The organism is Kitasatospora phosalacinea, from assembly GCF_030268885.1.
GTDB lineage: Bacteria > Actinomycetota > Actinomycetes > Streptomycetales > Streptomycetaceae > Kitasatospora > Kitasatospora phosalacinea_C.
On sequence record NZ_BSSA01000002.1, the window covers coordinates 64,641 to 90,930 of the forward strand.

At 75.5% G+C, this 26,290-nt stretch carries 27 protein-coding genes; 17 read left to right on the forward strand and 10 right to left on the reverse strand.

From position 1 onward, the window contains the following. The first annotated feature begins 161 nt into the window (after positions 1 to 161). Positions 162 to 1,982 carry an NHL domain-containing thioredoxin family protein gene (locus tag QSK52_RS03895; protein WP_285733597.1) on the forward strand — a complete coding sequence of 607 codons (1,821 nt, stop codon included), beginning with the start codon at positions 162 to 164 and terminating at the stop codon, positions 1,980 to 1,982. Between the two features lie 52 nt (positions 1,983 to 2,034). Here the strand turns inward: QSK52_RS03895 and QSK52_RS03900 are convergent, their stop codons facing one another. Together QSK52_RS03900 and QSK52_RS03905 are read right to left on the reverse strand one after the other, a co-directional pair. Further along, on the reverse strand, positions 2,035 to 3,336 hold the full coding sequence (locus tag QSK52_RS03900) for a M18 family aminopeptidase (RefSeq protein ID WP_285733599.1): 1,302 nt from the start codon (positions 3,334 to 3,336) through the stop codon (positions 2,035 to 2,037). Between the two features lie 253 nt (positions 3,337 to 3,589). Continuing rightward, positions 3,590 to 5,419, reverse strand: coding sequence for an acyl-CoA dehydrogenase (locus tag QSK52_RS03905; protein ID WP_285733601.1), 1,830 nt, complete (start codon positions 5,417 to 5,419; stop codon positions 3,590 to 3,592). A 213-nt stretch (positions 5,420 to 5,632) separates the two neighbouring features. Here QSK52_RS03905 and QSK52_RS03910 point away from each other — a divergent pair, with 213 nt between their 5' ends. The 7 genes from QSK52_RS03910 (at position 5,633) to QSK52_RS03940 (ending at position 11,681) form a co-directional block, all read left to right on the forward strand. Further along, positions 5,633 to 6,121, forward strand: coding sequence for an SseB family protein (locus QSK52_RS03910; protein ID WP_030459265.1), 489 nt, complete (start codon positions 5,633 to 5,635; stop codon positions 6,119 to 6,121). A gap of 138 nt (positions 6,122 to 6,259) precedes the next feature. After that, a complete protein-coding gene (locus tag QSK52_RS03915) occupies positions 6,260 to 7,216 on the forward strand; it encodes a pirin family protein (RefSeq protein ID WP_285733603.1) in 957 nt (318 codons plus the stop codon). A gap of 177 nt (positions 7,217 to 7,393) precedes the next feature. Continuing rightward, complete coding sequence (locus QSK52_RS03920) at positions 7,394 to 7,966, forward strand: excalibur calcium-binding domain-containing protein (RefSeq protein ID WP_285733605.1); 573 nt, start codon at positions 7,394 to 7,396, stop codon at positions 7,964 to 7,966. A 143-nt stretch (positions 7,967 to 8,109) separates the two neighbouring features. Continuing rightward, the gene (locus QSK52_RS03925) at positions 8,110 to 8,613 is read left to right on the forward strand and encodes a SigE family RNA polymerase sigma factor (RefSeq protein ID WP_285733607.1); all 504 of its coding nucleotides are present in this window, start codon (positions 8,110 to 8,112) and stop codon (positions 8,611 to 8,613) included. A gap of 106 nt (positions 8,614 to 8,719) precedes the next feature. After that, positions 8,720 to 9,592: a hypothetical protein gene (locus tag QSK52_RS03930; RefSeq protein ID WP_285733609.1), complete on the forward strand. Its 873-nt coding sequence runs from the start codon at positions 8,720 to 8,722 to the stop codon at positions 9,590 to 9,592. A 149-nt stretch (positions 9,593 to 9,741) separates the two neighbouring features. After that, on the forward strand, positions 9,742 to 10,908 hold the full coding sequence (locus QSK52_RS03935) for a hypothetical protein (protein ID WP_285733611.1): 1,167 nt from the start codon (positions 9,742 to 9,744) through the stop codon (positions 10,906 to 10,908). A gap of 107 nt (positions 10,909 to 11,015) precedes the next feature. Continuing rightward, complete coding sequence (locus tag QSK52_RS03940; RefSeq protein WP_285733614.1) at positions 11,016 to 11,681, forward strand: class I SAM-dependent methyltransferase; 666 nt, start codon at positions 11,016 to 11,018, stop codon at positions 11,679 to 11,681. A gap of 16 nt (positions 11,682 to 11,697) precedes the next feature. On the opposite strand, the gene QSK52_RS03945 is transcribed toward QSK52_RS03940, so the two are convergent. After that, positions 11,698 to 12,570, reverse strand: coding sequence for a hypothetical protein (locus QSK52_RS03945; protein ID WP_285733616.1), 873 nt, complete (start codon positions 12,568 to 12,570; stop codon positions 11,698 to 11,700). A 95-nt stretch (positions 12,571 to 12,665) separates the two neighbouring features. On the opposite strand from QSK52_RS03945, the gene QSK52_RS03950 reads away from it, so the two are divergent. Beyond that, positions 12,666 to 13,220 (forward strand): maltokinase N-terminal cap-like domain-containing protein, encoded by a 555-nt coding sequence (locus QSK52_RS03950; RefSeq protein WP_285733618.1) that lies wholly within the window; start codon positions 12,666 to 12,668, stop codon positions 13,218 to 13,220. 28 nt (positions 13,221 to 13,248) lie between these two features. Here the strand turns inward: QSK52_RS03950 and QSK52_RS03955 are convergent, their stop codons facing one another. After that, positions 13,249 to 14,070, reverse strand: coding sequence for an integrase (locus tag QSK52_RS03955; protein WP_285733620.1), 822 nt, complete (start codon positions 14,068 to 14,070; stop codon positions 13,249 to 13,251). A gap of 167 nt (positions 14,071 to 14,237) precedes the next feature. On the opposite strand from QSK52_RS03955, the gene QSK52_RS03960 reads away from it, so the two are divergent. Both QSK52_RS03960 and QSK52_RS03965 read left to right on the forward strand, forming a co-directional pair. Then, the gene (locus QSK52_RS03960; RefSeq protein ID WP_285733621.1) at positions 14,238 to 14,384 is read left to right on the forward strand and encodes a hypothetical protein; all 147 of its coding nucleotides are present in this window, start codon (positions 14,238 to 14,240) and stop codon (positions 14,382 to 14,384) included. Between the two features lie 109 nt (positions 14,385 to 14,493). Next, complete coding sequence (locus tag QSK52_RS03965; protein ID WP_285733623.1) at positions 14,494 to 14,736, forward strand: DUF5302 domain-containing protein; 243 nt, start codon at positions 14,494 to 14,496, stop codon at positions 14,734 to 14,736. A gap of 86 nt (positions 14,737 to 14,822) precedes the next feature. Here QSK52_RS03965 and QSK52_RS03970 read toward each other — a convergent pair whose 3' ends face one another. From QSK52_RS03970 to QSK52_RS03995, 6 genes are all read right to left on the reverse strand, one after another. After that, complete coding sequence (locus QSK52_RS03970) at positions 14,823 to 15,725, reverse strand: alpha/beta hydrolase (protein ID WP_285733625.1); 903 nt, start codon at positions 15,723 to 15,725, stop codon at positions 14,823 to 14,825. 88 nt (positions 15,726 to 15,813) lie between these two features. Beyond that, positions 15,814 to 16,434 (reverse strand): TetR/AcrR family transcriptional regulator, encoded by a 621-nt coding sequence (locus QSK52_RS03975; RefSeq protein ID WP_285733627.1) that lies wholly within the window; start codon positions 16,432 to 16,434, stop codon positions 15,814 to 15,816. Positions 16,435 to 16,540: 106 nt separating this feature from the next. Beyond that, entirely contained in the window at positions 16,541 to 16,777 is a 237-nt protein-coding gene (locus QSK52_RS03980; RefSeq protein WP_285733629.1) for a hypothetical protein, read from the reverse strand. An 86-nt stretch (positions 16,778 to 16,863) separates the two neighbouring features. Then, positions 16,864 to 17,262: a YciI family protein gene (locus tag QSK52_RS03985; RefSeq protein WP_285733631.1), complete on the reverse strand. Its 399-nt coding sequence runs from the start codon at positions 17,260 to 17,262 to the stop codon at positions 16,864 to 16,866. Positions 17,263 to 17,381: 119 nt separating this feature from the next. Then, positions 17,382 to 18,620: an MFS transporter gene (locus tag QSK52_RS03990; protein WP_285733632.1), complete on the reverse strand. Its 1,239-nt coding sequence runs from the start codon at positions 18,618 to 18,620 to the stop codon at positions 17,382 to 17,384. A 103-nt stretch (positions 18,621 to 18,723) separates the two neighbouring features. Further along, a complete protein-coding gene (locus QSK52_RS03995; RefSeq protein WP_285733634.1) occupies positions 18,724 to 19,392 on the reverse strand; it encodes an ATP-binding protein in 669 nt (222 codons plus the stop codon). 230 nt (positions 19,393 to 19,622) lie between these two features. Here QSK52_RS03995 and QSK52_RS04000 point away from each other — a divergent pair, with 230 nt between their 5' ends. From QSK52_RS04000 to efeB, 6 genes are all read left to right on the forward strand, one after another. Beyond that, complete coding sequence (locus tag QSK52_RS04000) at positions 19,623 to 20,462, forward strand: hypothetical protein (RefSeq protein ID WP_285733636.1); 840 nt, start codon at positions 19,623 to 19,625, stop codon at positions 20,460 to 20,462. A gap of 141 nt (positions 20,463 to 20,603) precedes the next feature. Then, the gene (locus tag QSK52_RS04005; protein ID WP_285733638.1) at positions 20,604 to 21,335 is read left to right on the forward strand and encodes a YcnI family copper-binding membrane protein; all 732 of its coding nucleotides are present in this window, start codon (positions 20,604 to 20,606) and stop codon (positions 21,333 to 21,335) included. A gap of 96 nt (positions 21,336 to 21,431) precedes the next feature. Then, on the forward strand, positions 21,432 to 22,112 hold the full coding sequence (locus QSK52_RS04010; RefSeq protein ID WP_285733640.1) for an SCO family protein: 681 nt from the start codon (positions 21,432 to 21,434) through the stop codon (positions 22,110 to 22,112). Further along, the gene (locus tag QSK52_RS04015; protein WP_285733642.1) at positions 22,109 to 22,588 is read left to right on the forward strand and encodes a copper chaperone PCu(A)C; all 480 of its coding nucleotides are present in this window, start codon (positions 22,109 to 22,111) and stop codon (positions 22,586 to 22,588) included. The genes QSK52_RS04010 and QSK52_RS04015 overlap by 4 nt, the downstream gene beginning before the upstream one ends. A gap of 33 nt (positions 22,589 to 22,621) precedes the next feature. Next, on the forward strand, positions 22,622 to 24,949 hold the full coding sequence (locus tag QSK52_RS04020) for a copper resistance CopC/CopD family protein (RefSeq protein WP_285733644.1): 2,328 nt from the start codon (positions 22,622 to 22,624) through the stop codon (positions 24,947 to 24,949). Then, positions 24,946 to 26,169, forward strand: coding sequence for an iron uptake transporter deferrochelatase/peroxidase subunit (gene efeB / locus QSK52_RS04025; RefSeq protein WP_285733646.1), 1,224 nt, complete (start codon positions 24,946 to 24,948; stop codon positions 26,167 to 26,169). Before QSK52_RS04020 ends, efeB begins: the two co-directional genes overlap by 4 nt. Positions 26,170 to 26,290: the final 121 nt, after the last annotated feature.

Consider the following 26,290-nt stretch of genomic DNA (forward strand, 5'->3'; position numbering starts at 1 on the left):
ACGGGCGCACTCCTCCCCGGCTGCGGCCGGCGCGTACAGCCGCCGCCGCTCCTCCTCCACCCCCGCCGGGTCCTCCCCGTCCACCACCGACTCCTCCCGTCGAGCTCCCGGCGAGCTCCCGCGCGGAATGCTGCCGCCGCGCGATGGGGTTGACTGGGGTCATGACTTCTCGTGCACGCGTCCGCGCCCCCGAACTGGTGGGCAAGGGCGGATGGCTGAACACCGGGGGCAAGGACCTGTCCCTGGTGGACTTCCGCGGCAAGATCGTGATCGCGGACTTCTGGACCTTCTGCTGCATCAACTGCCTCCACGTCCTGGACGAGCTCCGGGAGTTGGAGGAGAAGCACCGGGACACCGTGGTGATCGTCGGCGTGCACTCGCCGAAGTTCGTCCACGAGGCCGACCACCGGGCGGTGGTCGACGCGGTGGCCCGGTACGAGGTGCACCACCCCGTGCTGGACGACCCCGAGCTGGTGACGTGGAAGCAGTACGCGGTGCGGGCCTGGCCGACGCTGGTGGTGATCGACCCGGAGGGGTACGTGGTCGCCCAGCACGCGGGCGAGGGGCACGCGCACGCGATCGCGAAGCTGGTGGAGGAGCTGGAGGCCGAGCACGCGGCGAAGGGGACGCTGCGGCGCGGCGACGGGCCGTACGTGGCGCCCGAGCCGCAGGCGGGCGACCTGCGCTTCCCGGGGAAGGCGGTGTGGCTGCCGGACGGCCACTACCTGGTCGCCGACTCGGGGCACCACGCCCTGGTGGAGCTGGACGCGGACGGCGAGCGGGTGGTGCGGCGGATCGGCGACGGGGTGCGCGGGCTGGTGGACGGCGCCGAGCCGCGGTTCAGCGAGCCGCAGGGTCTGGCGCTGGTGCCGGAGGGGCTCGACCTGGGCTACGACGTGGTGGTGGCCGACACGGTGAACCACGCGCTGCGCGGGGTGCGGCTCGCCGACGGCTCGGTGACCACGCTGGCGGGCACCGGCAAGCAGTGGTGGCAGGGCTCGCCGACCGCCGGTCCGGCCCGCGGGGTCGACCTGTCCTCGCCGTGGGACGTCGCGTTCTTCGACGGCCGGGTGTGGATCGCGATGGCGGGCGTGCACCAGCTGTGGTCCTTCGACCCGGCGACGGGGACGGTGGAGGTCGCGGCCGGCACCACCAACGAGGGCCTGGTGGACGGCCCGGCCGACCAGGCCTGGTTCGCCCAGCCCTCCGGCCTGGCGGTGTCCGCGGACGGCGAGCGGCTGTGGGTGGCCGACTCGGAGACCTCCGCGCTGCGCTGGGTCTCCCGTGGGACCCACGAGGTGCGCACCGCCGTCGGCACCGGCCTGTTCGACTTCGGCCACCGCGACGGCGCCGCCGAACAGGCGCTGCTGCAGCACCCGTTGGGCGTGACCGTGCTGCCGGACGGCTCGGTGGCGGTCAGCGACACCTACAACCACGCGCTGCGCCGCTACGACCCGGCGTCCGGCGAGGTCAGCACGCTGGCCACCGACCTGCGCGAGCCGTCCGGCGCGGTGGTGGTGGACGGCGACATCGTGGTGGTGGAGTCGGCCCGGCACCGGCTGACCAGGCTGCGGCTGCCCGAGGAGGCCGTCCGGGTCGAGGCGGTGGCGCACCGCACGCAGCGGGCCGCGACCGAGGTCGCCCCGGGCGCACTGCAGTTGGACGTGGTGTTCTCCGCGCCGACCGGCCAGAAGCTGGACGAGCGCTACGGCCCGTCGACCCGGCTGCTGGTCAGCTCGACCCCGCCCGAGCTGCTGGTCTCCGGCGCGGGCGCGGACAGCGCGCTCAGCCGCGAGCTGGTGCTCTCCGCCGAGGTCGCCGAGGGCGTGCTGCACGTCTCGGCGATGGCGGCGTCCTGCGACGACGACCCGGAGGTCGAGTACCCGGCCTGCCACGTGCACCAGCAGGACTGGGGCGTGCCGGTGAAGCTGGTGGCGGGCGGCGCGAGCCGGCTGCCGCTGGTGCTGGCCGGGATGGAGTGAGACGCGGACGGGGGCGGGCCCGCGGGCCCGCCCCCGTCGTCCGGGAGGTCGTTCAGCCCTCCAGGAAGGCCTTGATCGCGCTCGCCAGGTAGTGCGGGTCCTCCGCGCCGCACAGCTCGCGGGCGGAGTGCATGGACAGCGCGGCGATGCCGCAGTCCACCGTGGTGATGCCGAGCCGGGCCGCGGTGATCGGGCCGATCGTGGTGCCGCAGGGCATCGCGTTGTTGGAGACGAAGGACTGCCACGGCACGCCGGCCTTCTCGCAGGCGGCGGCGAACACCGCCCGGCCGACCCCGTCGGTGGCGTACCGGTTGTTGACGTTGACCTTGAGGATCGGGCCGCCGTTGGGCATCGGGTGGTGGCCGGGCTCGTGCCGCTCGGTGTAGTTCGGGTGCACGGCGTGGCCCATGTCGGAGGAGAGGCAGACGGTGCCGGCCAGCGCGCGGGCGCGGTCCTCGAAGCCGCCGCCGCGGGCGTGGCAGGAGCGCTCCAGCACGTTGCCCAGCAGCGGGCCCTGCGCGCCGGTGTCGGACTCGCTGCCGGTCTCCTCGTGGTCGAACGCGGCCATCACCGGGATGTACGGCAGCTCGCCGCCCGCCTCGGCGACGGCGGCCAGCGCGGCGGTGGCGGCGTGCACGGACAGCTGGTTGTCCAGCCGCGGCCCGGCCAGCAGCTCGCGGTCGCGGCCGAGGTAGGCGGGCGGCTGGATGTCGTGCGCCATCAGGTCCCACCCGGCGACGTCGGCGGCGGCCAGGCCGGCCTTCTGCGCGACGTACTCCAGCAGGGCGCCCTCGCTGGTGCCGCCGATGCCCCAGACCGGCGTCAGGTGGCGCTGGCGGTCGAGCTTGAGGCCGTCGTTGACCCCGCGGTCGAGGTGGATGGCGAGCTGGGGGATGCGCAGCAGCGGCTCGTCCAGGTGCACCAGCCGGGTGCTGCCGTCGCGCAGCGCGAGCCGGCCGGACAGCCCCAGGTCCCGGTCGAGCCAGGTGTTGAGCGGGACGCCGCCGTAGATCTCCACCGCGACCTGCCGCCAGCCGGCCGAGCTGGTGTCGGGCACCGGCTTGACCCGCAGGTTCGGCGAGTCGGTGTGCGTGCCGGCCACCCGGTAGGGCGTCGCCGCCGTCGCGTTCTCCGGCACGTACCAGGCGACCATCGCGCCGCCGCGCACCAGGTAGCGGCCCCCGCTGCCGCCGTCCCAGGCGTCCGTCTCGCTGACCCGGCGGAAGCCGACCCGCTCCAGCCGCTCGGCCGCGCTCGCCACCGCGTGGTACGGGGACGGGGAGGAGGCGAGGAAGGCGATCAGGTCGTCCGTGTGCTTCCGGTCGAAGTGGGCCGTGCGGGCGGCGGTCGACATTTTGCTCCTGGGTAGAGGGCGGGGCGGGCCTGGTGGGGTTGCGGGTCCGCCCCCTGAGCATATGCCCGTACACGGACAGGACCGCCGGAAGTCCGCAACGGTGACACAACGGTGAACACCGCGCGACCCGGCGCGGTGCGCCCGCCCCCGGAGCCGGGCGGGGCGGGCCCGGTACGACGCCGCGGGGCCCGGTGCAGTACCGGGCCCCGCGGGGTGAGGGTGGGTCAGGCGGTCCTGTGGGGGCCGCGCCGGGTCAGAACGCCTCCTCGGCCAGCTCCATCAGCTCGTTGTCGACGGCCTCGGCGATCTGGCGCTGCGCGGCGGTGGTCGGCAGCACGGTGCGGGCGAAGTGCTTGGCGGCGGCGACCTTGCCCCGGTAGAACGGGACGTCCTTCTCGGAGGCGCCGGCCTCCAGCTTGGCGAGGGCGACCGCGGCCTGGCGCAGCAGCAGCCAGCCGACCACCACGTCGCCGGAGACCATCAGCAGGCGGGTGGTGTTCTGGCCCACCTTGTACATGTTCTTGACGTCCTGCTCGACCGCGGTCAGGTCGGCGATCAGCTTGCCGACGATGGCCTCCAGGTCGCCCGCGGCCTTGGCCAGCAGGTCGCGCTCGGCGGCCAGCTCGGCGCCGCCCTCGCCGGTGGCGAGGAACTTGGCGATCTGCTCGTTGACCGCGGTCAGCGCCTGGCCGCCGTCCTTGACGATCTTCCGGAAGAAGAAGTCCTGGCCCTGGATGGCGGTGGTGCCCTCGTACAGGGTGTCGATCTTGGCGTCCCGGATGTACTGCTCGATCGGGTACTCCTGCAGGTAGCCGGAGCCGCCGAAGGTCTGCAGCGACTGGGCGAGCTGCTCGTAGGACTTCTCCGAGCCGTAGCCCTTCACGATCGGCAGCAGCAGGTCGTTCAGGCGCTCGGCGGCGGCGTCGTGCTCGCCGCGCAGGCGGGCGGCCAGCATGTCGTCCTGGACCGAGGCGGTGAACAGCACGAGGGCGCGCATGCCCTCGGCGTACGCCTTCTGGGTCAGCAGCGAGCGGCGCACGTCGGGGTGGTGGGTGATGGTGACGCGCGGCGCGGTCTTGTCCATGAACTGCGAGATGTCGGCGCCCTGCACGCGCTCCTTGGCGTACTCCAGCGCGTTCAGGTAGCCGGTGGACAGGGTGGCGATGGCCTTCGTGCCGACCATCATCCGGGCGAACTCGATGATCTTGAACATCTGGCGGATGCCGTCGACGGTCTCGCCGAGCAGCCAGCCCTTGGCCGGGTGCTTGGCGCCGAAGGTCATCTCGCAGGTGTTGGACGCCTTGAGGCCCATCTTGTGCTCGACGTTGGTGGCGTAGACGCCGTTGCGCTCGCCGAGCTCGCCGGTCTCCCAGTCGAAGTCGAACTTCGGCACGATGTACAGGCCCAGGCCCTTGGTGCCCGGCTTGCCGCCCTCGGGGCGGGCCAGCACCAGGTGGATGATGTTCTCGGACATGTCGTGCTCGCCCGAGGTGATGAAGCGCTTGACGCCCTCGATGTGCCAGGAGCCGTCCTCCTGCTTGATCGCCTTGGTGCGGCCGGCGCCCACGTCGGAGCCCGCGTCCGGCTCGGTCAGCACCATGGTGGCGCCCCACAGCCGCTCGACCATGCGCTGGGCGACCTTCTGCTGCTCCTCGGTGCCCTCGTCGTAGACGACGCCGGCGAAGGCCGGGCCGGAGGAGTACATCCAGATCGCCGGGTTGGAGCCGAGCACCTGCTCCGCGTACGCCCAGACCAGGGAGTTCGGGGTGACCTGGCCGCCGATGCCCTCCGGGATGCCCAGGCGCCACCACTCGGCGTCCATGAAGGTCTGGTAGCTCTTCTTGAAGGTCTCCGGGATCGGAGCGGTGTTGGTCTCCGGGTCGAACACCGGCGGGTTGCGGTCGGCGTCGACGAACGAGGCGGCGAGGTCGTTCTCGGCCAGCCGGGCGATCTCGCTGAGGATGTTCTTCGCGGTGTCGACGTCCATCTCGGCGAACGGACCGGTGCCGTACACCTGGTCGCGGCCGAACACCTCGAAGAGGTTGAACTCCACGTCCCGCAGGTTGGACTTGTAGTGACCCATGACCGTTTCTCCGGTTCGTCTGCTCCACGGGCGGCCGCTTCCGGCGCACCGCTTACCCACCAGTACGCCCCATGATGCTACCCGTTGGTAACTTGTTCAAGCCCCCTGACGTGACGGGGCTATGAACGTGGTCACGTCCCACAATGGCGCCCCGGCCGGGATTGTGCGGATCACCCGCCCCCAAGCGGGGCGCGGCCCGATAGCCTTGTCCCCGTGTACGGCTACGAGCAGAGCGCCTACCAGGACCCCTACCAGCAGCAGATGCAGCAGGGGATGTCCGGCATGCCCGGCCCCGGGTACGGCGACCCGCAGGCCGCCCAGCAGTCGCTCTACCCCGAGCCCTCCCCGCCCTCCCTGGCGGACGCGGTGCGCGCCTTCACCACCGGCGCGATGCCCGTGGAGGACTTCCAGGCCATCTTCATCACCTCCAAGGTGTACTGCCCGCGCGGCGACCGCCCCGGCTTCCTGGCCCTGCACAACACCCCGACGCCGGTGATCCCGATGTTCAGCTCGCTCAAGGAGCTGAAGCGGTACGCGGGCAAGGAGTCCAAGCACTTCTCGGTGACCGGCGCCGAGGTCCTCGACCTGCTGCCCACCGGGTACGGCTTCGCCCTCGACATGGAGGGCGAGCACCGGATGGTCTTCGACGCCCGCGCGGTCGAGCAGATGGTGGACTTCACCATGCGCCGCATGTACGGCTGACCCGCCCCCCTCCCCCCGCCCTCCCCGTCTCCGCCCGGGCGGGAATGCGCCCACATAGTTCAACGTTCAACCTTGCGAGTGGTTGAGAGTTGAACTACTGTGGTGGACGTAGGCCACAGACCGCCGAAGGAGGCCGACATGCCCGCCGTGACCGTCGAGAACCCGCTGATCCTGCCGCGCATCGCCGCCCCGGCCGAGGGCACCGCCCCCCGCCCGGTGCTGACGGTCGCCACCGCGCCCGAGGGCTTCGAGGGCGAGGGCTTCCCGGTCCGCCGCGCCTTCGCCAAGATCAACCAGAAGTTCCTGGACCCGTTCATCATGATGGACCAGATGGGCGAGGTGGACTACCAGGCGGGCGAGCCCAAGGGCACCCCCTGGCACCCGCACCGGGGCTTCGAGACCGTCACCTACATCATCGACGGCACCTTCATCCACCGTGACTCGCACGGCGGCGGCGGCGTCATCACCGACGGCGACACCCAGTGGATGACCGCGGGCTCCGGCCTGCTGCACATCGAGACCCCGCCGGAGTCGCTGGTGATGTCGGGCGGCGTCTTCCACGGCCTCCAGCTCTGGGTGAACCTGCCCGCCTCCGACAAGATGATCACGCCGAAGTACCAGGACATCCGCGGCGGCAGCGTCAAGCTGCTCGCCTCCGCCGACGGCGGCGGCCTCGTCCGGGTCATCGCGGGCGAGCTCGACGGCCACCAGGGCCCCGGCACCACCCACACCCCGATCACCATGATCCACGTCTCGGTGAACCCCGGCGCCCAGGTCACCCTGCCCTGGCGCCCGGACTTCAACGCCCTGGCCTACGGCCTCGCGGGCAGCGGCTCGGCGGGCGAGGAGCGGCGCCCGTTCCGGATGGGCCAGGCCGTGGTCTTCGGCGACGGCGACAGCCTCACCATCCGCGCCGACGAGAAGCAGGACTCCCGCTCGGCCAACTTCGAGGTCGTCCTCCTCGGCGGCCTGCCGATCCGCGAACCCCTCGCCTGGTACGGCCCGTTCGTGATGAACAGCCACCGCGAACTCCAGCAGGCCATGGAGGACTTCCAGGCCGGCCGCCTCGGGACCGTCCCGGCCGACGAGAACTGACCCGTCGGCACCCCCCGAACGCCCGCGCCGCTCCCCTACCCCGAGGGGCGGCGCGGGCTTTCGCCGTGCCCAGGGGCGGCTCCGTTCCGGTGAGGCAACGCGGCCAGGGCGCCATGTGCCCGGCACTGCGGGTACGGATGCGGGTCCACGCACCGCTGAGCCGAGGGAGGATCGCCGGTGCACCCTCACGAAACATCGCCCGAGCCGGAGAAGAGGAGCGTAGGGCACCTGTGGGGGCGGATCGCCCTGCTGGTGCTCCTGCCACCGGTTGCCCTGGTGCTGGTGTGGCGCTCGCACCGACTGCGGCGGACCGAGCAGGTTCTGCTGACGGTGCTGTGCGGGCTCTGGACGGTGCTCCTGCTCGCACTGGTCATCAACTCGTTCGCAGGGAAGGACGCCCCCGCCCCGACCGGGAACGACCCCTCGCCGCCGCCCGGCAGCAGCTCCGGCCCGTCGAGCCCGAGCCCGCCGCCCAGCCCGAGCCCGCCGACCAGCCCGACCCCGCCGTCCAACCCGACATCGAGCCCGACGACCGGTGCACCGACGGCCGTCGTGAGCCCGCCCGCCGTGGTGACGCCGACGACCGAAACGGCCGCACCCGAGTCGGCTGCCAGTAGCGCGTCGGCCAGGCCGTACTACGGCAATTGCGCGGAGGCGAAGGCCGCAGGCGCAGCCCCCCTGCACGCGGGACAGCCCGGCTACCGTCCCGGGCTGGACCGGGACGGTGACGGGGTGGCCTGCGAGAAGTAGGCGTCCGGCCGGTGGAGGAGCCCGTCCCCGACCGCTGCGAGGCGGTGGGGCGGGCTTCTCCGCGTTCCGGGCTCAACCTTCCGGAGGGTTCGCGCATTGAGAACGGTTGACAGGGGCGGGTCGCCGGAGGGGCGGGGGAGCGGATGCGCGGGCAGGACGAGTTGAGCTTCGAGGAGTACGCGGCGGTGTGCGGGCGCCGGCTGTACCGGACGGCGTACCTGCTGTGCGGGGACGTCCACCGGGCCGAGGACCTGGCGCAGGCGACGCTGGCCAAGCTGTTCGCGCACTGGCGGCGGGCGTCGCGGATGGAGCACCTCGACGCCTACGCCAGGACGGTGCTGACCCGGACGTTCCTGGCCGAGCAGCGCAGACGGGCGGTGGCCCGGCGGCTGGGCCTGCTGGCGTCGCGGCCCGAGAGCTCGCCCGGCGAGGACACCGACCTGCGGGTGACGCTGATGAACGCCCTGGCCGAACTACCGGTCCGGGCGAGGGCGATGGTGGTTCTGCGCTACTGGGAGGACCTGAGCGTGGAGACCGTCGCCGACCTGCTCGGGTGCAGCACCGGCACCGTCAAGAGCCAGTGCTCGCGCGCCCTGGCCAGGCTCCGCGAGCAGCTGGGCGAGTCCAGCCCGTACGCGGCCGCCTGAGCGCCCGTTCGCACGCCCCCCCTTGCCGCACGAGGCACGTAGGCACGAGCTCGGGTGCGCGGCGGACGCCGGGCCCGAGGACGAGACACCGTGAAGGAGCTTCGACATGCAGGATCAGGAGCAGGTCCCCGGGGCGCTGTTCGTCAGAGGGGCGATGGGCCGGGTCACCGACGGCCTGGCCGAACCGGTCGGGCTGACGGCCGGGGCGGTGCGGCGGGGGCGTCGGCGGCGGCTGCGGGCGCGGCTGGCGGTCGGCGGGGCGGCGGTGTGCACGGCGGCGCTGGCCGCGGCGGGGCTGGCCCTGCTGCCCCAGCCCTCGGGCGGGGGCGCGGGGTCGGCGCCGTTGCAGATGGCCGCGGCGCCGACCGCGAGTCCGCGGGCGTTCCCCACCACGACGGTCGCCCCGACCGCGTCCCCCGACCCCTCGCGGTCCGTCCCGGTGGTCCCGGAGGCCGAGCGGCTGCGGATCGAGGACTTCCGGCAGCGGAGCGCCGCCGTGCTGCAGGACCTGCTGCCGCCGGAGGTCGGCGCGGTCAGCCTGCTCAGCGACCGCGTCTCCGACTACCTGGGGAGGTCCGCGCAGGGCGACCTCCTGCTCCGGTTCTCGGTGCGCCCCCACAGTGACGCGGGTCCGCCGAGCACGCTCTGCGCCGACACCCCGATCGGGCAGGAGGTGCAGGTGAAGGGCTCGACCTGCAAGCGGGTCCAACTGGCCGACGGCCGCACGGGCACCGCCTGGACGGGGCTGGACAGCGACGGGCGGACCTCGACCAGCGTCGTCTTCCGGCTCGGCAACAGCGACGTGGACCTGAGCGTCGGCCCGTACGCGCACGGGGGCGGCACCCCGGTCTCGTCCCCGCTGACGGTCGACCAGGTGGTCGCCTTCGCCCAGCAGCCCCGGGTGACGGCCCTGCTCGACGAGGGCGACCTGCACCCGGTGGAGGAGGCCCAGGTCCACTCCCCCGCGTACGAGGAGTAGGCCCCGCCCGCACCGGACGGCCGGGCGGGTCTTCCGGCCCGGTCCCTCCCGCCCCGCCCCTCGGCCGCCGCACCGGCGACGGCTCGCGGCACATGTCTGTCATGCCCATGCACACACGGCGTTCGACGTCCGACGAAGGAGAGAGACCGTTGAAGCACCGCACCGCCACGGCCGCCCTGCTGCTGGCCGCCGCCCTGTCGGCCACCGCCGCCCCCGCGGGCGCGCAGTCCGTCCCGCCGCCCGGGGAGCGGGTCCGGGTCTGGACGGTGGACGCCTTCCCGGCGTCCGACGTCCGCCTCCAGGACGCGGCCCGCAGCGGCGGCGGGAGCTGGGCGGTCGGTGCCCGGGTGGCCCCGCAGGGCCGGGGCGAGTCCGTCTCCCCGGTGGCCTTCACCCGGGGCGGCGCCGACCGCCCCTGGCGCGAACTCGCCCTCCCCGCGGGCCTGGAGGCGGACACCGTCGCCCCCGACGGCTCCGGCGGCACCTGGGTGACCGGCAGCCGGCGGGGCGGCGGCGTCCCGATCGGCCACTACCGCGCCGGGCGCTGGCAGGTGCAGGACGCGCCGCTGCCCGCGCACGCCGTCGGCGGCGGGTTCGGCGGCATCACGACGGCCGGCGGCCCGGACGACGCGTGGGCGGTGGGCTCCTACCAGCCGGACGACCTGCTGACCTTCTACGGCGTGATCGAGCACTGGGACGGCGCCTCCTGGCGGCAGGTGCCGACCCCCGACCTCGGCACCGACTACTGGACGCTCTCCGACGTGGCCGCCACCGGCCCGTCCGACGTCTGGGCGGCCGGCTCGGTCGGCACCCCGGAGGGCTGGCCGCGCCCGCTGCTGCTGCACTACGACGGCCGCGCCTGGAGCCGGGTCGCCGCCCCCGACCTGGACGCCCGCTACGGCGAACTCACCCGGCTGGTCGTGGCGGGCCCCGGCGACGTCTGGGCGGCGGGCACCGAGAACGACGCCTCCCGCACCAGCTACCGGCCGCTGGTGGCCCGCTTCGACGGCCGCGCCTGGACGCACCAGGACACCGGCATCGCCGGGGGCCGTCTGAGCGGCCTCGCCCGCACCCCCGGCGGGGTGGCCGTGGTCGGCTCGGTCGCCGTCGACGGCGTCTCCCGCCCGACCGGCGCCCAACTGACCCACCGCGGCTGGGAACCGCTGGACCTCCCGCAGGGCACCGCCCCCGGCGGCCGCGTCCCCCGCGGCGTGGTGAGCGTCGACGGACGGCTGACCGTCGTCGGCCTCGACTCCGCGGGCACGGACGCGGACGGCCGACCGCTGCCGCCGCAGCCCTTCTCGGTGACGCGCTGACCCGGTGCCGCCCCGACGGCCCCTTCGCGCGCAACCCTCCGGGCCCGGACCCGCGTCCGGAGGGTTTCCGCACGAACCGTTCGTGCGGCCGCGGAAGGACGGCACACGTGCACGACGACCACCCCGGCGACTACCTCGACGCCACCGTCCGGGCCTACGACCTGGACCCCGCCCGCTACGAGCGGGCCACCGCCGCCATGCTGCCCACCACCGAGATCGACGCCTTCGTCCGGCTGCTGCCCGACCCCGCCGGGCGGGTGCTGGACGTCGGCTGCGCCTTCGGCCGCGACACCGCCCTGCTCGCCGACCGCGGCCTGCGCGCCCAGGGCGTCGACCTGTCGCCCGCCTTCGTGGCCCGCGCCGCCGAACGCCGCCCCGACCTGAGCTTCCGGGTCATGGACGCCCGGCAACTCGACTTCCCGGACGGGCACTTCAGCGGCATCTGGTGCCAGGCCGTGCTGCTCCACCTCAAGGACCACGACATCCGCACCGCCCTGGCCGGCTTCCGCCGGGTGCTGGCCCCCGGCGGCGCGCTGTTCGCCAGCTTCAAGGAGGGCGAGGGCGAGGAGGAGGTCGTCGAACCCTTCAGCAGCGACGCGTCCCGCTTCTACCGCTACCAGTCCGTGGCCCGGGTCACCGACCTCCTCACCGCCGCGGGCTTCCGCCCCGCCGCCGTCGACCGCTCCCACGAGTCCGAGCGCTACGGCCCCGGCCACCGGGACCTGACCTGGCTGCACGCCTTCGCCACCGCCCCGGCCGGGGCGGTGGGCTGACCCGCTCGACGGGCGGTCAGTCCCGGGGCGGGCGCCGGGCGTCCAGCTGTTCCAGTTCGGCGAGGGCGGCGGCGCCCACCTCGGCCTTGCTCCGCCCGGCGTCGGGGTCGGCCTCGGCCTCGGGGTCGGTGGCGCGCAGGCGGCGGAGGGCCTCGGCGAGGCGGTCGGTGGCGCCGCGGAGCTGGGCGGCGCGTTCGGCGTGCAGGCCGGTCATCGGGTCGTCGACGACGGTGACCGGGACGCCCCGCTCCCGGGCGGCGGCGAGCAGGGCCTCGCCCGCCTCCGGGATCAGGGTGAGCGCGGAGGCCGCGAACAGGCCGCCCGCCAGGTTCTTCGGACGGCCGATCAGGTTCTTCGCGACGATCTCGCAGGGCAGCGAGCGCTCCTGGCGCTCGGCGGCGGCGCTCGCCGCGAGGGCGACCGTGAGCAGCGCCTCGGCGGCCCTGGTGACCAGCCACCTGCGGCCGGGGACGGGCGGCAGGAACTCGCGGATCCGGTCGACCTCGCGCTCGACCACCACGTCCGGCAGCAGGTCGACGGTGCTGTGGCAGCGGATCTCCAGGACCTTGCCCCAGGCGACCGACTCCCCGTCGAAGCCGACCTCCTCCGGCCCGACCGCGACCTGGCCGAGCCCGTCCAGCAGGTGCAGCAGCCGCACCGCCGGGCCGGGGACGTGCGGGAGGCGGCCGATCAGCCCGGCGAGCGAGACCTCCCACTCCTCCTCCAGCGGCACCCCCGGCTTCGGGTGCGTCTCCAGGGCCCGCCGCGCCCAGTCCGGCCCGGCCTTGGCCCGCGCCGAGGCGACCGCCCCCGAGACCGCGCCCGTCACGGCGCCCGACACCGACCCCAGCGCCGCGCCGACCCCCTCGCCGACCTGCCTGATCCCCACGACCGCCCTCCCCGCGTTCCGTCCGGCCCACCACGCTACCGGCCCGGGGTTCGTAGGCTGGGGCCGACGGGAACCATCGGAGCGAGAGGCCGGCCATGGCGACGATCCACCACACCACGATCGAACCGGGGAAGCTGGAGCTGCTGGCGGCGTGGCTGCCGGCACAGAGCTGGTTCCGGCCCGGAGGAGGGGAGTTGACCCGGGCCGGCGGGTTCCGGCTGGACGATCCGGCGGGCGAGGTGGGCATCGAACTGCTGGTGGTGACGGACGACCGGGACGCCTACCTGGTGCCGATGGCGTACCGGGGCGTGCCGCTGGCGGGGGCTCCGGAGGGGGCGCTGATCGGGACGGCCGAGCACGGGGTGCTGGGCACCCGCTGGTTCTACGACGGGGCCCAGGACCCGGTGGTGCGCGCGGAGTTGGCGCGGCTGCTGCGCGGGGAGACGGTGCCGCAGCAGCAGTCCGAGAGCGACGCGGTCGACACGAGCGTGACGGTCGCACCGGTGGCGGGCGCGGTCGAGCCGGTGGTGCACCGGGTGCTGGCACCGGTCGAGGAGTCCGCCGGGGAGCCCGTGGCGGGCCGGGTGGTGGCCGGGTACACCGCACCGGACGGGTCGGCGCGGCGCGCGGTGTTCGTGACGGCGGGCTGACGGCGGGCCGACGGCGGCCGACTCCGGGTCAGAGGCGGGCGTAGAGCGCGGCGGCGTCGTCGTGGGCCTTGCCGCGGGGCCAGCGCAGGCAGGCGGAGTCGGAGCGTTCGGCGGCCCGGACCTGGGCGATCAGCTCGGCCGGGCCCGCCTCCGCGAGCAGCCGCACCGCGTCGGCCCAACTGCCCAGCTCCAGGCGGTCGGTGTAGCGGGCCGCGCCGTCGGAGAGGGCGGCCACGCCGTGCAGGTCGGCCCGGACGACGGTGCCGGTCTCGGCGTGCTCGGCGGCGTGCGGGGTGGCGGCGGCGATCCACGGGCCGTGGCCGGTGTTGCGGGCGGCCCGGACGGCGACCGCGTACCGCAGGTAGAGCGCGGCGCGTTCGGCGGTGCCCGGGACGGTCGACCAGATCTGTCGGCGCAGCGCCTCGCCGCCGGGGAAGCGCTGGTTGTCGCCGATCACCCGCGGCGGGCCGTCCTTGAGGTGCAGCACCAGCAGGGAGTCGCCGAGCGCCAGGTACTCCAGGGTGTCCTCGCGCAGCCGGGCGGCGACCACCATGGCGGCGGGGGTGGCCGGGTTCGCCAGGTCGCAGCCGCCGCCGTGCAGGGCCGCGGTCTCGGCGATCGCGTCGGCCAGGCAGTCGGCGATCGGCCGGTCGGCCCGGTCGGTGAGCCTGGCCAGCAGGTGGACGCCGAGGCGGCGCACGTACCAGGCGATGCCGTGGGTGCAGCCGGACGGCAGGGTGTCCGGGGCACTGGAGCCGTCCAGGAGGACGAACGCCTCCGGGGTGGCGACCGCGAAGTCCTCGTTGGCCCGGTCGGGGCGGCGCGCGTCGACTGCCAGCTCTACCCGCATGCCCTCCAGTCTGCGGCCGCGGCCCGGTCCCGAACAGGGGTCCGACCACGATCCGTCCCGGGAGTGGCCGGGAGCGCGCGGGAGTGGCCGGGAAAGATCGGACATAATGGTGCGAAGCCGGTCAATCGGCCTCGGCTCTCCCGACGTCCCGCGACAGGAGCGACCCCATGGTCTGGCAGTTCTTCGTACTGGTGATCGCCTCGATCGGCTTCCCGACGCTCACCCTGCTGTTCATGATCGGCGGTCTGGAGTACCGCGAGGACCGGCAGCACCCGAAGGCGGGCGCCGACCGGGGCGCCCACCGGGTGGCATAGCGCCGGCACGGCGCGCCGGGGGCGCGGACGCCGATATCGGCTGACAGCACCCCCGGTCGGCATGGCAGGGTGTGCTGCAGCACACCCGCTCCCCGTCCAGGAGGTCCCCATGAGCAGCGACACCGCCCCGGCCGCCGAGCCCGCGCCGGACGCCACCGCCGACGCCGAGACCGGCACCGGCGCCGGGGCCGCCGCCCCGGACGACCAGAAGGCCAAGTTCCTGGCCGCCCTGCAGCGCAAGGGCAGCGGCAACCGGAGCACCGGCGGCGGCCCCGGCGGCGACTCGAAGATCCACGGCACCCACGGCGCGGCGGGCGGCAAGCGCACCTTCCGCCGCAAGAGCGGCGGCTGAGCGCCGTCCGCCCACCCGTCGCACCTCCGGACGGCCGGTCCCGCGCACGCGGCGCGGGACCGGCCGTCCGGCGTTCCGACCCGCCGTCAGGCGGCGGGCACCGCGGGCCCGACCGGCGCCGACGCCTCCGGCCCGACCGGCAGCGGTTCGGCCAGGAAGGCCAGCACGTTGTCGACCACCGTCGGCTCGGTGAGCACCCGGCGGTGCCCCAGGCCCCGGGTGGTGACCAGCCGCACCTGCCCCTCGCCGTACGCCGCGCGCAGCAGTTGCGACTGGCGGTACGGGACGACGTCGTCCTCCTCGTCGTGCACCGCCAGGATCGGCGCGGTGACCAGCTCCGGGCGGCGGGTGGCGTCGAAGCGCCGCCAGACGTCCCCGGCGCCGGGCAGCAGGACCTGCTCGATCCGGCGGACCAGGTCCCGCTCCAGCCGCTCGTTCAGGCCGGTCACGGCGCTGAACGCCTCGACCAGGTAGCCGAATTCGGCGAGCCCGGCGATCGAGGCGAACCGCCCGACCGGCACGCCCTCGGCCATCGCCAGGAAGGTGCAGCAGGCCCCGAAGGAGTGCGCCACGGCGGCCTCGAACGGCCCGTACCGCTCGGCGAGCCGGACGATCAGCTCGTGGTACTCCAGGATCGTGACGGTCCGTCCGCCCGAGTCGCCGTGCCCGGGCGCGTCGAAGGCGAACGGGCTCATCCCGAGGTCCAGCAGCCCCTGCACGTACGGGGTGAACCGGGACGCCCGGGAGCGCCAGCCGTGCACCAGCAGCACCGGCCGCCGCCCGTCGCCCCAGCGGTAGACCCGCACCCGCTTGCCGTTCACCGACAGCTCCTCGGTGACCGCGCGGTCGTGCAGCTCGCGCTCGGCGGGGCGGACCCGGCTGCGGCGGATCGGGTGCCGGAAGAGCTCGAAGGCCACCCGGCCCGGCGGGGCGGTGGCGACCCGGGAGGTGGCGTTCAGCGCGGTGCGGACGAGAGCGGAAGCGGCCATGGGCGGGATATTAGCACGACCGTTCGTACAGTTTTAGGGGCGGCCGCAGAACCCGGCGGTCGGGCGGGAAGGCCCCCGGAGCGGGCGGTCAGGCCGGCGGGAAGCCCAGCAGGCGGCGGATCGCGCGCATCGTCCGGTCGTAGCGGGACGGGTCGTCGTGCAGCACCGCGAGGCTGTTGGCGCTGTCCATCAGGCCGGTCAGCAGCATCGCCAGCTCCTCCGGGTCGGGGCCCGGCGGCAGTTCGCCGGCCGCCCCGGCCTCCCGGGCCAGGTCGACCACCAGGCCCTCCCACTCCAGCGCCGACCGGGCCAGCGCGTCCCGCACCGGACCGGGCTGGGCGTCGAACTCGGCCGTCACCGAGTAGAAGAAGCAGCCGCCGTCGAAGACCCGGCCCCGCGAGTACTCCAGCCAGTGCTCGCACAGCGCCAGCAGCCGGGACGCCCCCGCGGGCCGCTCCAGCGCCGGGGCCACCACCCGGTCGTGGAAGATCCGCCGCGCCGCCCGGACGGTCGCCAGCTGCAGCTCCTCCTTCGAACCGAAGCCCGCGAACACGCCGCTCTTGCTCAGCCCCAGGTCCGTCGCCAGCCGCCCGATCGACAGCGCCCCCAGCCCCTCGACCGAGGCGATCTGCACCGCCCGGCCGAGCACCGCCCGCCGGGTCTCGTTGCCGCGCTGGACCCGGCCGTCGGTGGTGGAGTCGATGACCACGGGAGCACCTCCGGCGGAACGGGTCGGGACACCCGCCAGGGTACGCCGGGGCCGACGACCGCCGGGGCCCGGCGGTCGTCGGCCGTCAGCCGTCGTCCTTCGGCCGTCAGCGCTCGTCGTGCTCGTCCGGCAGGTACGGGGTCTCGCGCAGGAACAGCGCCCCGCAGGTGTGGCAGTTGTGGTCGGGGTCGACCGTCCAGCGGGCGGCGTCCTGGACGGGCGCGGCGGCGGCCAGTTCCCGGCCGCACAGCGCGGTGAGGTCCGCGTTGCGGACGATGTGCCAGCTGACCACGGAGTCCGTGGCGCCGGCGGGGTCGGTCTCGGCGCGCATCTGGTGCATCATGATCACCATGGTCCGCCGCCCGGACCGCCCCGGCAATTCGCGCGGGGAGCGGCGGCACGGCGGCGCCGCGCCACCGCTCCGCCCCCTCAGCCCTGTGCCGGGGGCTCCGACATCAGCTGGCGGACCTCGATCGGCATGTTCATCGGCTTCCCGTCGTGCCCGGGCGCGGCGGAGATCCGGGCCGCGATCTCGACCGCCCGGGCCTCGTCCGCGCAGTCGACCAGCCACCAGCCGAACAGGAACTCCTTGCTGCTCGGGAACGGCCCGCCGGTGACGAGCGGTGCCCCGTCGGTGGCCCGGACGATCCGGGCGGTGTCGGGCATGGCGAGGCCGCGGGCCTCGACCAGCTCGCCGGTGGCGGTCAGGTCGGCCACCGTCCGCCGCATGTGCGCGACGTGGACGGCCACGGCTTCGGGGCTCCAGGTGGGGATCGGCGGGACGGCGGTGTCGTCCTGGCTGAAGTGCATCTGCAGCACGTACGTCACGGCGGGGGCTCCTCGTGGTGCGGTTCGGTGTCTTCCGCACCTGGGTCGGAGCCGGGACGCCGTTCTCGACGTCCCGCTGCCGGGCGGCACCCCGCGGTCCGGCGCGGGTCCGGCGCGGGTCAGGTGTTCGGGCGCAGGGCCCGCCAGGCCGCCAGGGTGGCGAGCAGGAGGGCGGTGCCGGAGAGGGAGAAGCCGAGCCGGGCGTCGACGTGCTGGGAGACGGCGGTGACGACGAGGCCGGTGACGGGGAGGGTGCCGGTCATCGCGCTGCCCCACAGGGACATCACGCGGCCGCGCATCTCGGGCGCGGAGCGCAGCTGGGCCAGGGTGTTGGCGGTGGCGATGAACCAGATCGAGGTGAGGCCGACGGCGGCCAGGCCGGGCACGGCGACGTAGGTGTTCGGCGCCAGGGCGGTGAGCAGGATCGCGGCGCAGGTGGCCAGCGACAGCGTGCGCACCCGGCGCGGGGTGGGTTCCGGCGAGGCCGCGGCGAGCAGGGCACCGGGCAGGCCGCCGATGCCGAACGCGGCCATCAGCAGGCCGTACCCGCCGCCGCCCCCGTGCAGGGAGTAGCTGACCAGCGGAGGGAGGGTGAGCCCCATCGCGAAGATCAGGCCGCTGGCGGCGGACATCGGCAGCAGGCCGCGGACGAGCGGGGAGCGCCAGGCGTACGAGAGCCCCTCGCGGGCCTTCGCCCTGGGCGCCCGGACCCGCTCGCGGCGCGGACCGCCGCCCGCCGGGCGGAGCCTGACCAGGGCGACCATCGGGGCGGTGTAGGAGAGCGTGTTGAAGGCGAAGCAGAACGCGGGGCCGCTGGTGGCGAGCAGGGCGCCCGCGATGCTGGGGCCGATCACCCGGGAGGCGTTGAGCGCGACCTCCCAGAGCCCGACGGCGCTGGCCACCGCGCCGGAGCCGACCAGGTCGACCACGAAGACCTGGCGGGCCGGGGAGTCGACGGTGGTGATCAGCCCGGTGCAGGTGGAGAGCGCCAGCAGCACCCACAGGTTGAGGCCGCCGAAGGCCGCGATCAGGGCCAGGGCGAGGCTGACGGCCGCCATCAGGCTCTGGGTGACCAGCAGCAGGCGGCGCCGGTCCGCGCGGTCGACCAGCGCCCCGGCCCACGGGCCGAGGACCAGGGTCGGGCCCCAGGCGCAGGCCGTCTGGACCGTCAACCAGACGGCGTTGTGCGTGAGTTCGAGGATCGTCCAGGAAGTCGCGACACCCTGCGCGAGGGCGCCGGACGCGGAGGTCAGCTGGCCGTGGAACCAGAGCCGGAAGTCGCGCCCCTGCAGGGCCTGGCCCATCCGGGACAGCGCGCGACGGGAGGCGGAGGCGGGCTCCGCAGCAGTGGTGGTCATGGTCCCCTCCGGTGGCTGGTCCAGACCATAACCGGCGGCCTCGGAGACCCCGCCAGCGAATTTCGGACCGTGAGACGCCCGGGAGGGGGCGGGGCGCGACCGGTCAGGAGGCGGTGCGCAGCAGGGCGGCGGCGGGGCGCGGGGTGAGGAGCTTGTCGAAGCTGACGGTGGCGCCGCGCAGCGGGTGGGTGCGCAGCTGGACGTGGTCGGCCAGGGCGTGGATCAGGAACAGGCCGCGGCCGCACTCGGCGTCCAGGTCGGGCAGGCCGTCGGGGGCGGACAGCACGGGGCGCAGCACGGGGGGCAGCACGTGGGTGTCGTACGGGGCGGGGCGGTCCGCGGCGGGGCGGTGCGCGGTGAGCACCCGGGCCGGGACGGAGGCGCGGCCGCGGCGGGTGCGGCAGCGCGGGGCGGGGCGCTCGGCGGCGGGTCGGCGCGGGGCGGCCGGACGCGGGGCGGGGCGGTCGGCGGGCGGGCGCTCGGCGAGCGGGACGCCGAGGAGGGCGGGGGCGGGCGCGGCCGGACTGGCGTTGGCGACCTCGATCCGCAGCAGGTCGCCGCTGCGCGAGACGGTGACCTGGAAGGTGTCCCCGGCGGGGGCGGGAGCGGCGTGCTCGACCGCGTTGGCGCAGGCCTCGGTGAGGGCGAGGCCGAGGTCGAAGGCGACCTGCGGATCGACCCCGGCGGAGTCCATCGCCCCGAGCAGGATGCGGCGGGCGAGCGGCACGCTGGCCGGTTCGCGCTTGAGGTGCAGAGTCCACCAGATTTCCACGGGAGATCCCTCCTGGCTGCGGCTCCACATACAACTAGCTATCTCCTCGGCGGTGCACGGCGAACCGTCCGCACGAGCCAAGCCCGCCCGTTCGGCGGATGGACTGGTCCCGTCGGGTGTGCCGATCAGCGCGCGGACGGGTGAGTGCGCCGGTCGGTTTCTCGCCATTCGGGGCCGGTTCACGCCCCTGCCCGGGGGCCGGGTGTAGGCGGTGAGATGATGTCCCGGCCATGACCGTATCCACCGCCGCCGCCCGCCGGGGCGCCGCCGTGCCCGCCGGACGGGTGCCGGTGGCGGCCTGGGACCTGCGGCTGCTGCGGGCGGTGCCGTTCGCGCTGGTGTGCACGCTGGTCGCGGCCCTCGGGCACGCGCGGGCGGGTGGCACGGTGGCGCCGGACGTGCTGCTGCTGGGGTTCGCCGCGGTGTGCGCGGCGGCGGCGCTGGTCGGCGGGCGGGAGCGCTCGCTGCCGGCGATCGCGGCGGCGCTGGGCGCCGGGCAGCTGGGACTGCACCTGCTGTTCCACTTCCTCGGCGGCGGCCTGGGCGGCGGTGCGCCGATGGCGCACGCGCAGATGGCGGGGATGGCCGGTTCCGGTCCGGCGGACCCGCTGACGGTGGTCGCCGGTCGGCTGCTGTGCGACGACGCCCCCGGCAACGGGCTGACGGTCGTCCCGCTGGACACCACGCCGGAGCAGGTGGTGAGCGCCGCGGGCCTGGACCCGCAGGCGCTGGTCGCGGCCGCGGCGCCGCACGCGGCGTCCGGCTGGATGGGGCTCACCCCCGGCATGCTGCTGGGCCACCTGGCGGCCGCACTGGTCGCGGGCTGGTGGCTGCGGCGCGGCGAGGCCGCGCTGTGGCGGCTGCTGCGGACGGCCGCGCTGACCGCCCGGGAGTGGGCGGCCCCGCTGCGCACCGCGGTGGCGCTGCTGACGGCGCTGGTGCTGGGTGCCGAGCGCCCGGCCGCGCCGCGCCCGACCGGGCGGGCGGAGGACTGGCCGCTGCCGGTGGCGGCGGCGCTGCGGCACAGCCTGCTGCGCAGGGGACCGCCCGCGGTGGCGTTCGCGCGCTGATCGGGTCCGGGGCAGACGCCGGGGCCCGGGCGCGCACCGCTGCCGCCGTGCCCGCGCCGTGAGCGGGCCGGACGAGTCCCCGCACCTCCCCCCGTGCCGACGCGGCACCGCCGCTCGGCCCCCTTCCTCAGGAGTCCCCTGATGCGTTCGCTTTCCGCCCGTCGTTCCCTCGGCGCGCTCGCGCTGGCCGCGGGCGCCCTGCTGGCGTCCGCCGTCCCCGCCTCGGCGCACGTGACCGTCCAGTCGAACAGCGCCCAGCAGGGCGGGTACACCGCCGTGGCGTTCCGGGTGCCGAACGAGAGCGACACCGCCTCCACCGTGAAGGTCGAGGTCAACCTGCCGCTGGACCACCCGATGGCCTCGGTGCGCACCCAGCCCGTCCCCGGCTGGACGGCCGTGATGGAGAAGTCGAAGCTCGACAAGCCGCTGAGCTCGCACGGCCAGCAGATCACCGAGGCCGTCTCGAAGATCACCTGGACCGCGAACGACGGGACCAGGATCGGGCCCGGGCAGTACCAGGACTTCGCGGTCTCGCTCGGCGCGCTGCCGACCGACACCGAGCAGCTGACCTTCAAGGCGCTGCAGACGTACGACAACGGCGACGTGGTCCGCTGGATCGAGGAGGCCAAGGACGGGCAGCCCGAGCCGTCCAAGCCCGCCCCGACGCTGAAGCTGACCAAGGCGGCTGGCGCGGCCTCCGCGGCCGCCGACCACCACTCGACGGACTCCTCCGGCACCCAGCAGGCCGCCGCGTCCGACGCAAAGGCCTCCGACGCGACGGCCCGCACCCTGGGCGTGGTCGGCATCGTGGTCGGCGTGGTCGGCGCGGCGCTCGGCGTGGCCGGGCTGCGCCGCCGCTCCGCGCAGTCCTGAACCACCGCCGGGACGGGGCCGCGCGCCCCGTCCCGGCGCTCCTCCCCCTTCCGTGGACGTACGCTCCCCCGCACCCCGCACGAACAGGAAAGTCCCTTGGCTCCCCTCCACCGCCCCCGCCCCCGGCTGCTGACCGCCGCCGCCCTCGTCCTCGGCGCCTCGCTGGCGCTGTCCGCCTGCTCCTCCTCCGGTGGCGGCGGGGAGAGCACCGGGGCGGCGAAGGTCAGCCGGAAGGCGTCGACCAGCCAGTACCAGGGCACCGTGCTCAGCAAGAACTTCGAGAAGCCGGACCTGGTGCTGAACGACACCTCCGGGCAGCCGTACGACCTGCGGGCCAGGACCGCGGGCAAGACGGTGCTGCTGTTCTTCGGCTACACCAGCTGCCCGGACGTCTGCCCGACCACGATGGGCGACATCGGCGTCGCGATGTCGAAGCTGACCGCCGAGGAGCGGGAGAAGCTGGCGGTCGTCTTCGTCTCCACCGACCCGGAGCGGGACACCCCGCAGGTGCTGCGGACCTGGCTGGACTCGATGGGCAAGGACTTCGTCGGGATGACCGGCGACCTGGCGAAGGTGAAGGCCGCGGCCAGGCCGCTGGGCATCGCGGTCGAGGACCCGGTGGTGGACGCCAAGGGCGCGGTCACCTCCACCCACGGCGCGCAGGTGCTGGCGTTCCTGCCCACCGACGACAAGGCGCACCTGCTGTACATGGCGGGCACCTCGATCGACGTCTACCGGCACGACCTGGAGCTGATGGCGAACGGGGTGGCGGTGTGAGCAGCCGATCGTTCCGGCGCTCCGCGCTGCTCGGGGCGGGGCTGGCGGCCGCGCTCGCGGTCGGCGCGGGCGCGGTGGCGTACCGGTCCGGGGACGACGACGGCGGCGCGCCGCGGCTGACCGTCGCGGACCCGTACATACCGCTGCCCGCCACGCCCGGCGGGATGGGCGCGGGCTACCTGACCGTCCGCAACAGCGGCGGCGCGGACACCCTGGTCAGCGTGAGCAGCCCGGCCGCCGGGTCGGTGACCATGCACCGCTCGACCGACACCTCGATGGAGCCGGTCGACCGGATGGACGTCCCGGCCGGCGGCACCCTCGACCTGTCCCGCGGCGGCGCGCACCTGATGATCATGGACTGGACCGCGCAGCCCGCGCTGGGCGACGAGTTGGAGCTGGACCTGCAGTTCGCCAGGGCGGGCCGGGTCGTGGTCAAGGTTCCGGTGAAGCCGCTGACGTACCGTCCGGGTAGCTGATCGGCGATGGCGACGAGGAGAGGCACGCACGTGGTGACAGGGGCGAGGCGGCGGCTGGGCGCGCTGCTGGCGGTGCTGGTGGCGGCGCTCGGGCTGGTGCTCGGCGGGGCGACGGCGGCGTCCGCGCACGCCACCCTGGAGGGCACCGACCCGGAGCGGGGCTCGGTGGTGGCGACCGCGCCCACCGCCGTCACGCTCACCTTCAGCGAGGGCGTGTCGCTGTCCACGGACTCGGTCCGGGTGCTCGACCCGCAGGGCAACGCGGTCGACGACGGCAAGCCCGAGCACGTCGACGGCCGGGCCGCCACCGCCCGGGTCGCGCTGCGCTCCGGCCTCGCCAACGGCACCTACACGGTCGCCTGGCGGGCCGTCTCGGAGGACTCGCACCCCGTCGGCGGCGCCTTCACCTTCTCCGTCGGGGCCCCGTCCGACACCTCGGTGAACGCCGCCGCCGTCCAGGGCGCCGAGGCCGACGACGCGGTCGCCCTCGCCTACGGCACCGCCCGCACCGTCGCCTACCTCGCGTTCGCGCTGCTGGCCGGGGCCGCCGCGTTCGTCCTCGCGGTCTGGCCCGGCGGCGCGGCCGTGCGCGGCGTGCAGCGACTGCTGATGACCGGGTGGGTCGCGCTGCTGCTGTCCACCGTCGCCGTGCTGATGCTGCGCGGCCCGTACGAGCGCGGCACCGGCCTCGGGCAGTCCTTCGACCTCTCGCTGGTGCGCGCCACCCTGGACGAGCGGATCGGCACCGCGCTCGCCGCCCGGCTGCTGCTGCTCGCCGCCGCGGGCGTCTTCCTCTCGCTGCTGGTCGGCCAGTTGGGGACGCCGCAGCCGAAGCCCGCCCCCGCCGCGGGGACCGCGGGGACCGAGGAGCCCGCGGAGACCGAGGAGCCCGCGGACGAGGAGGAGGCGGAGCTGCGCCGGCTGGAGCGGGCCGCCGCCGAGCGCCCGCAGCGCGACGCCCGGCTCGGCCTCGGCCTGGCCGGACTCGCCCTCGCCCTCGCGCTGGCCGCGACCTGGGTCGGCGCCGACCACTCCTCGGTCGGCATCCAGGTGCCGCTGGCGCTCCCGATGGCCGCCCTGCACCTGCTCGCGATGGCCGGCTGGCTCGGCGGCCTCGCCGCCCTCGCCGTCGGTCTGCGTCACGGCCTGCCCGCCGCCGCCGTCGACCGCTTCTCCAGGCTGGCGTTCTGGCTGGTCGCGGTGCTCGCGGTGACCGGCGTCTACCAGTCCTGGCGCGGCCTCGGCTCCTGGAGCGCCCTGGTCGACACCGAGTACGGGCGGCTGCTGCTGATCAAGGTCGGCTGCGTGGCGGCAATGCTCGGCGTCGCCTGGATCTCCCGCGCCTGGACGGCCAGGCTGCGCACCGCCGACGAGACGGCGGCGGTCACGGCCGGGGCAGCCGGGATCGGCGGGGCTGCTGGGGCGGCCGGTGCCGGGGGCGGCGCGAACACCGCGGTCACCGCGGGCGCGGGAACTGCCGCGGACGTCGACGGCGGGGCCGTCGCGGACGGGGAAACCGTCGCGACCGGGGCGGAGCGCGCCGCGCGGGCGGCCGGCGCCGCGGGCGTGGCCGGTGCGGCGGGCGCGGACGCCCAGGACCGTTCGGCGGCCGTCGCGGGTGCCGACCCGGAGCGGGCCGCGCGGGCGGCCGGCGCCGCGGACGGGGCCGGTGCGGGCGCGAACACTGCGGTCACCGCGGGCGCGGGAACCGCCGCGGGCGGGGCCGGTGCGGCGGGCGCGGACGCGGCCGTCGCGGGTGCCGACCCGGAGCGGGCCGCCCAGCTGGCCCGGCAGCGGGCGGCGCGTGACCGGGCCCGGGGCGAGCGGGCCGCCGACGGCTCCCCCGCCCGGGCCGGGTTGCGGCGCAGCGTGGTGGTGGAGACCGCGGTGGCGGTGCTGGTGCTGGTGGTGACCACCATGCTGACCAACTCGCCGCCCGGACGCGTCGCGCAGGCCGTCGCGGGCGCCCCCGCCGCGTCGACCCCGTCGGCCGGGGCCCCGTCGGTGCCGGGGCGGACCGAGGAGCTGAAGCTCCCATACGACACCGGTGGCCGCACCGCCGGTGCCAAGGGCACCGCGGTCGTCACCGTCAACCCGGTCGCCACCGGGCCCAACGCCGTGACCCTGACGCTGACCGACTCGGCCGGGCAGCCCGCCGAGGTGCCGGAGCTGGAGCTGGCCTTCACCCTCCCCGACCGCGATCTCGGCCCGCTGCCGGTGGCCCTGCAGGCGCAGGGCACCGGCCGGTGGACCGGCACCGCGCAGCTGCCGCTGAACGGGGTGTGGGTGGTGTCGGTGACCGTCCGGTCCTCCGACATCGACCAGGTCACCGCCACCCAGCAGCTGAAGGTGGGGCAGTGAGCGGCGGTGCGGTCGGGCCGTCCCGGCGGGCGGTGCTCGGCGGGGCCGGGGCCGGGCTCGCGGTGGGGGCGGTCGGCGGGGCGTGGGGCGGGCGGGCGTCCGCGCACGCCCCCGCCGACGGGGGGACGCCGGGCGCGGCCCGGGTGCCGTTCCACGGGCCGCGGCAGGCCGGGATCGTCGAGCCCGCCCAGGCCCGGGTGGAGTGGGCCGCGTTCGACCTGCTGGCCAGCACCGGGCGGGACGGGCTGACCGCGCTGCTGCGCGGCTGGTCGGCGGCGGCCGCCCGGATGGCCGCGGGCGAGCCGGCCGCGGAGGGCGAGAACCAGATCGCGCTGGACGCCGGACCGAACTCGCTGACCGTCACCTTCGGCTTCGGCGCGTCCCTGTTCGACAAGGTCGGCCTGGCCGACCGCCGTCCGGCGGCGCTGGCCGCGCTGCCCGCCTTCCCGGGCGACGCGCTGGACCCGGCCCGCTCCGACGGCGACCTGTGGGTGCAGGTCGGCGCGGACGACGCCCTGGTCGCGGTGCACGCGCTGCGGGTGCTGGTGCGGCTGGCCACCGGGCTGGCCGCGCCGCGCTGGCTGATGTCGGGTTTCGCCCGCACGCCCGGGGCGACGCCGCACCCGATGACCGGCCGCAACCTGATGGGCCAGGTCGACGGCACCAACAACCCGCGCCCGCAGGACCCGGACTTCGCCGCCACCGTGTTCGCCACCGGCCCGGACTGGATGGCCGGCGGCAGCTACGCGGTGCTGCGCCGGATCCGGATGCTGCTGGAGGGCTGGGACACCCTGCCGCTGGACAAGCAGGAGCGGATCATCGGCCGCCGCAAGAGCGACGGCGCCCCGCTCTCCGGCGGCCCCGACGCGGTCGAGCGCACCCCGGTCGACCTGGCCGCCACCCACGCCGACGGCACCCTGAAGATCGCCCCGGACGCGCACGTCCGGGTCGCCGCGGCGGTCTCCAACGGCGGGGCGGCGATGCTGCGGCGCGGCTTCTCCTTCCACGACGGCCTGCTCGCCGACGGCTCCCCCGACGCCGGGCTGCTGTTCGCCGCGTACCAGGCCGACCCGGCGCGCGGCTTCGTGCCCGTGCAGCAGCGGCTGTCCCGGGGCGACGGCCTGTCCCGGTACCTGCGGCACGAGGCGTCGGCGCTGTTCGCGGTGGTGCCGGGCGCGCCCGCGGGCGGGTACGTGGGACAGCAGCTGCTGGAGGGCTAGCCCCCGGTCCGGTCCGCTGCCCGCAGAGCGGGACGGGGCCGGGCGGGGCCGGGAAAGTGGCTATGGTGACGGGGTGGGCCGGGGATGCCCACGCGTACGCGCAGTGAGTTCGGAGGCGGTC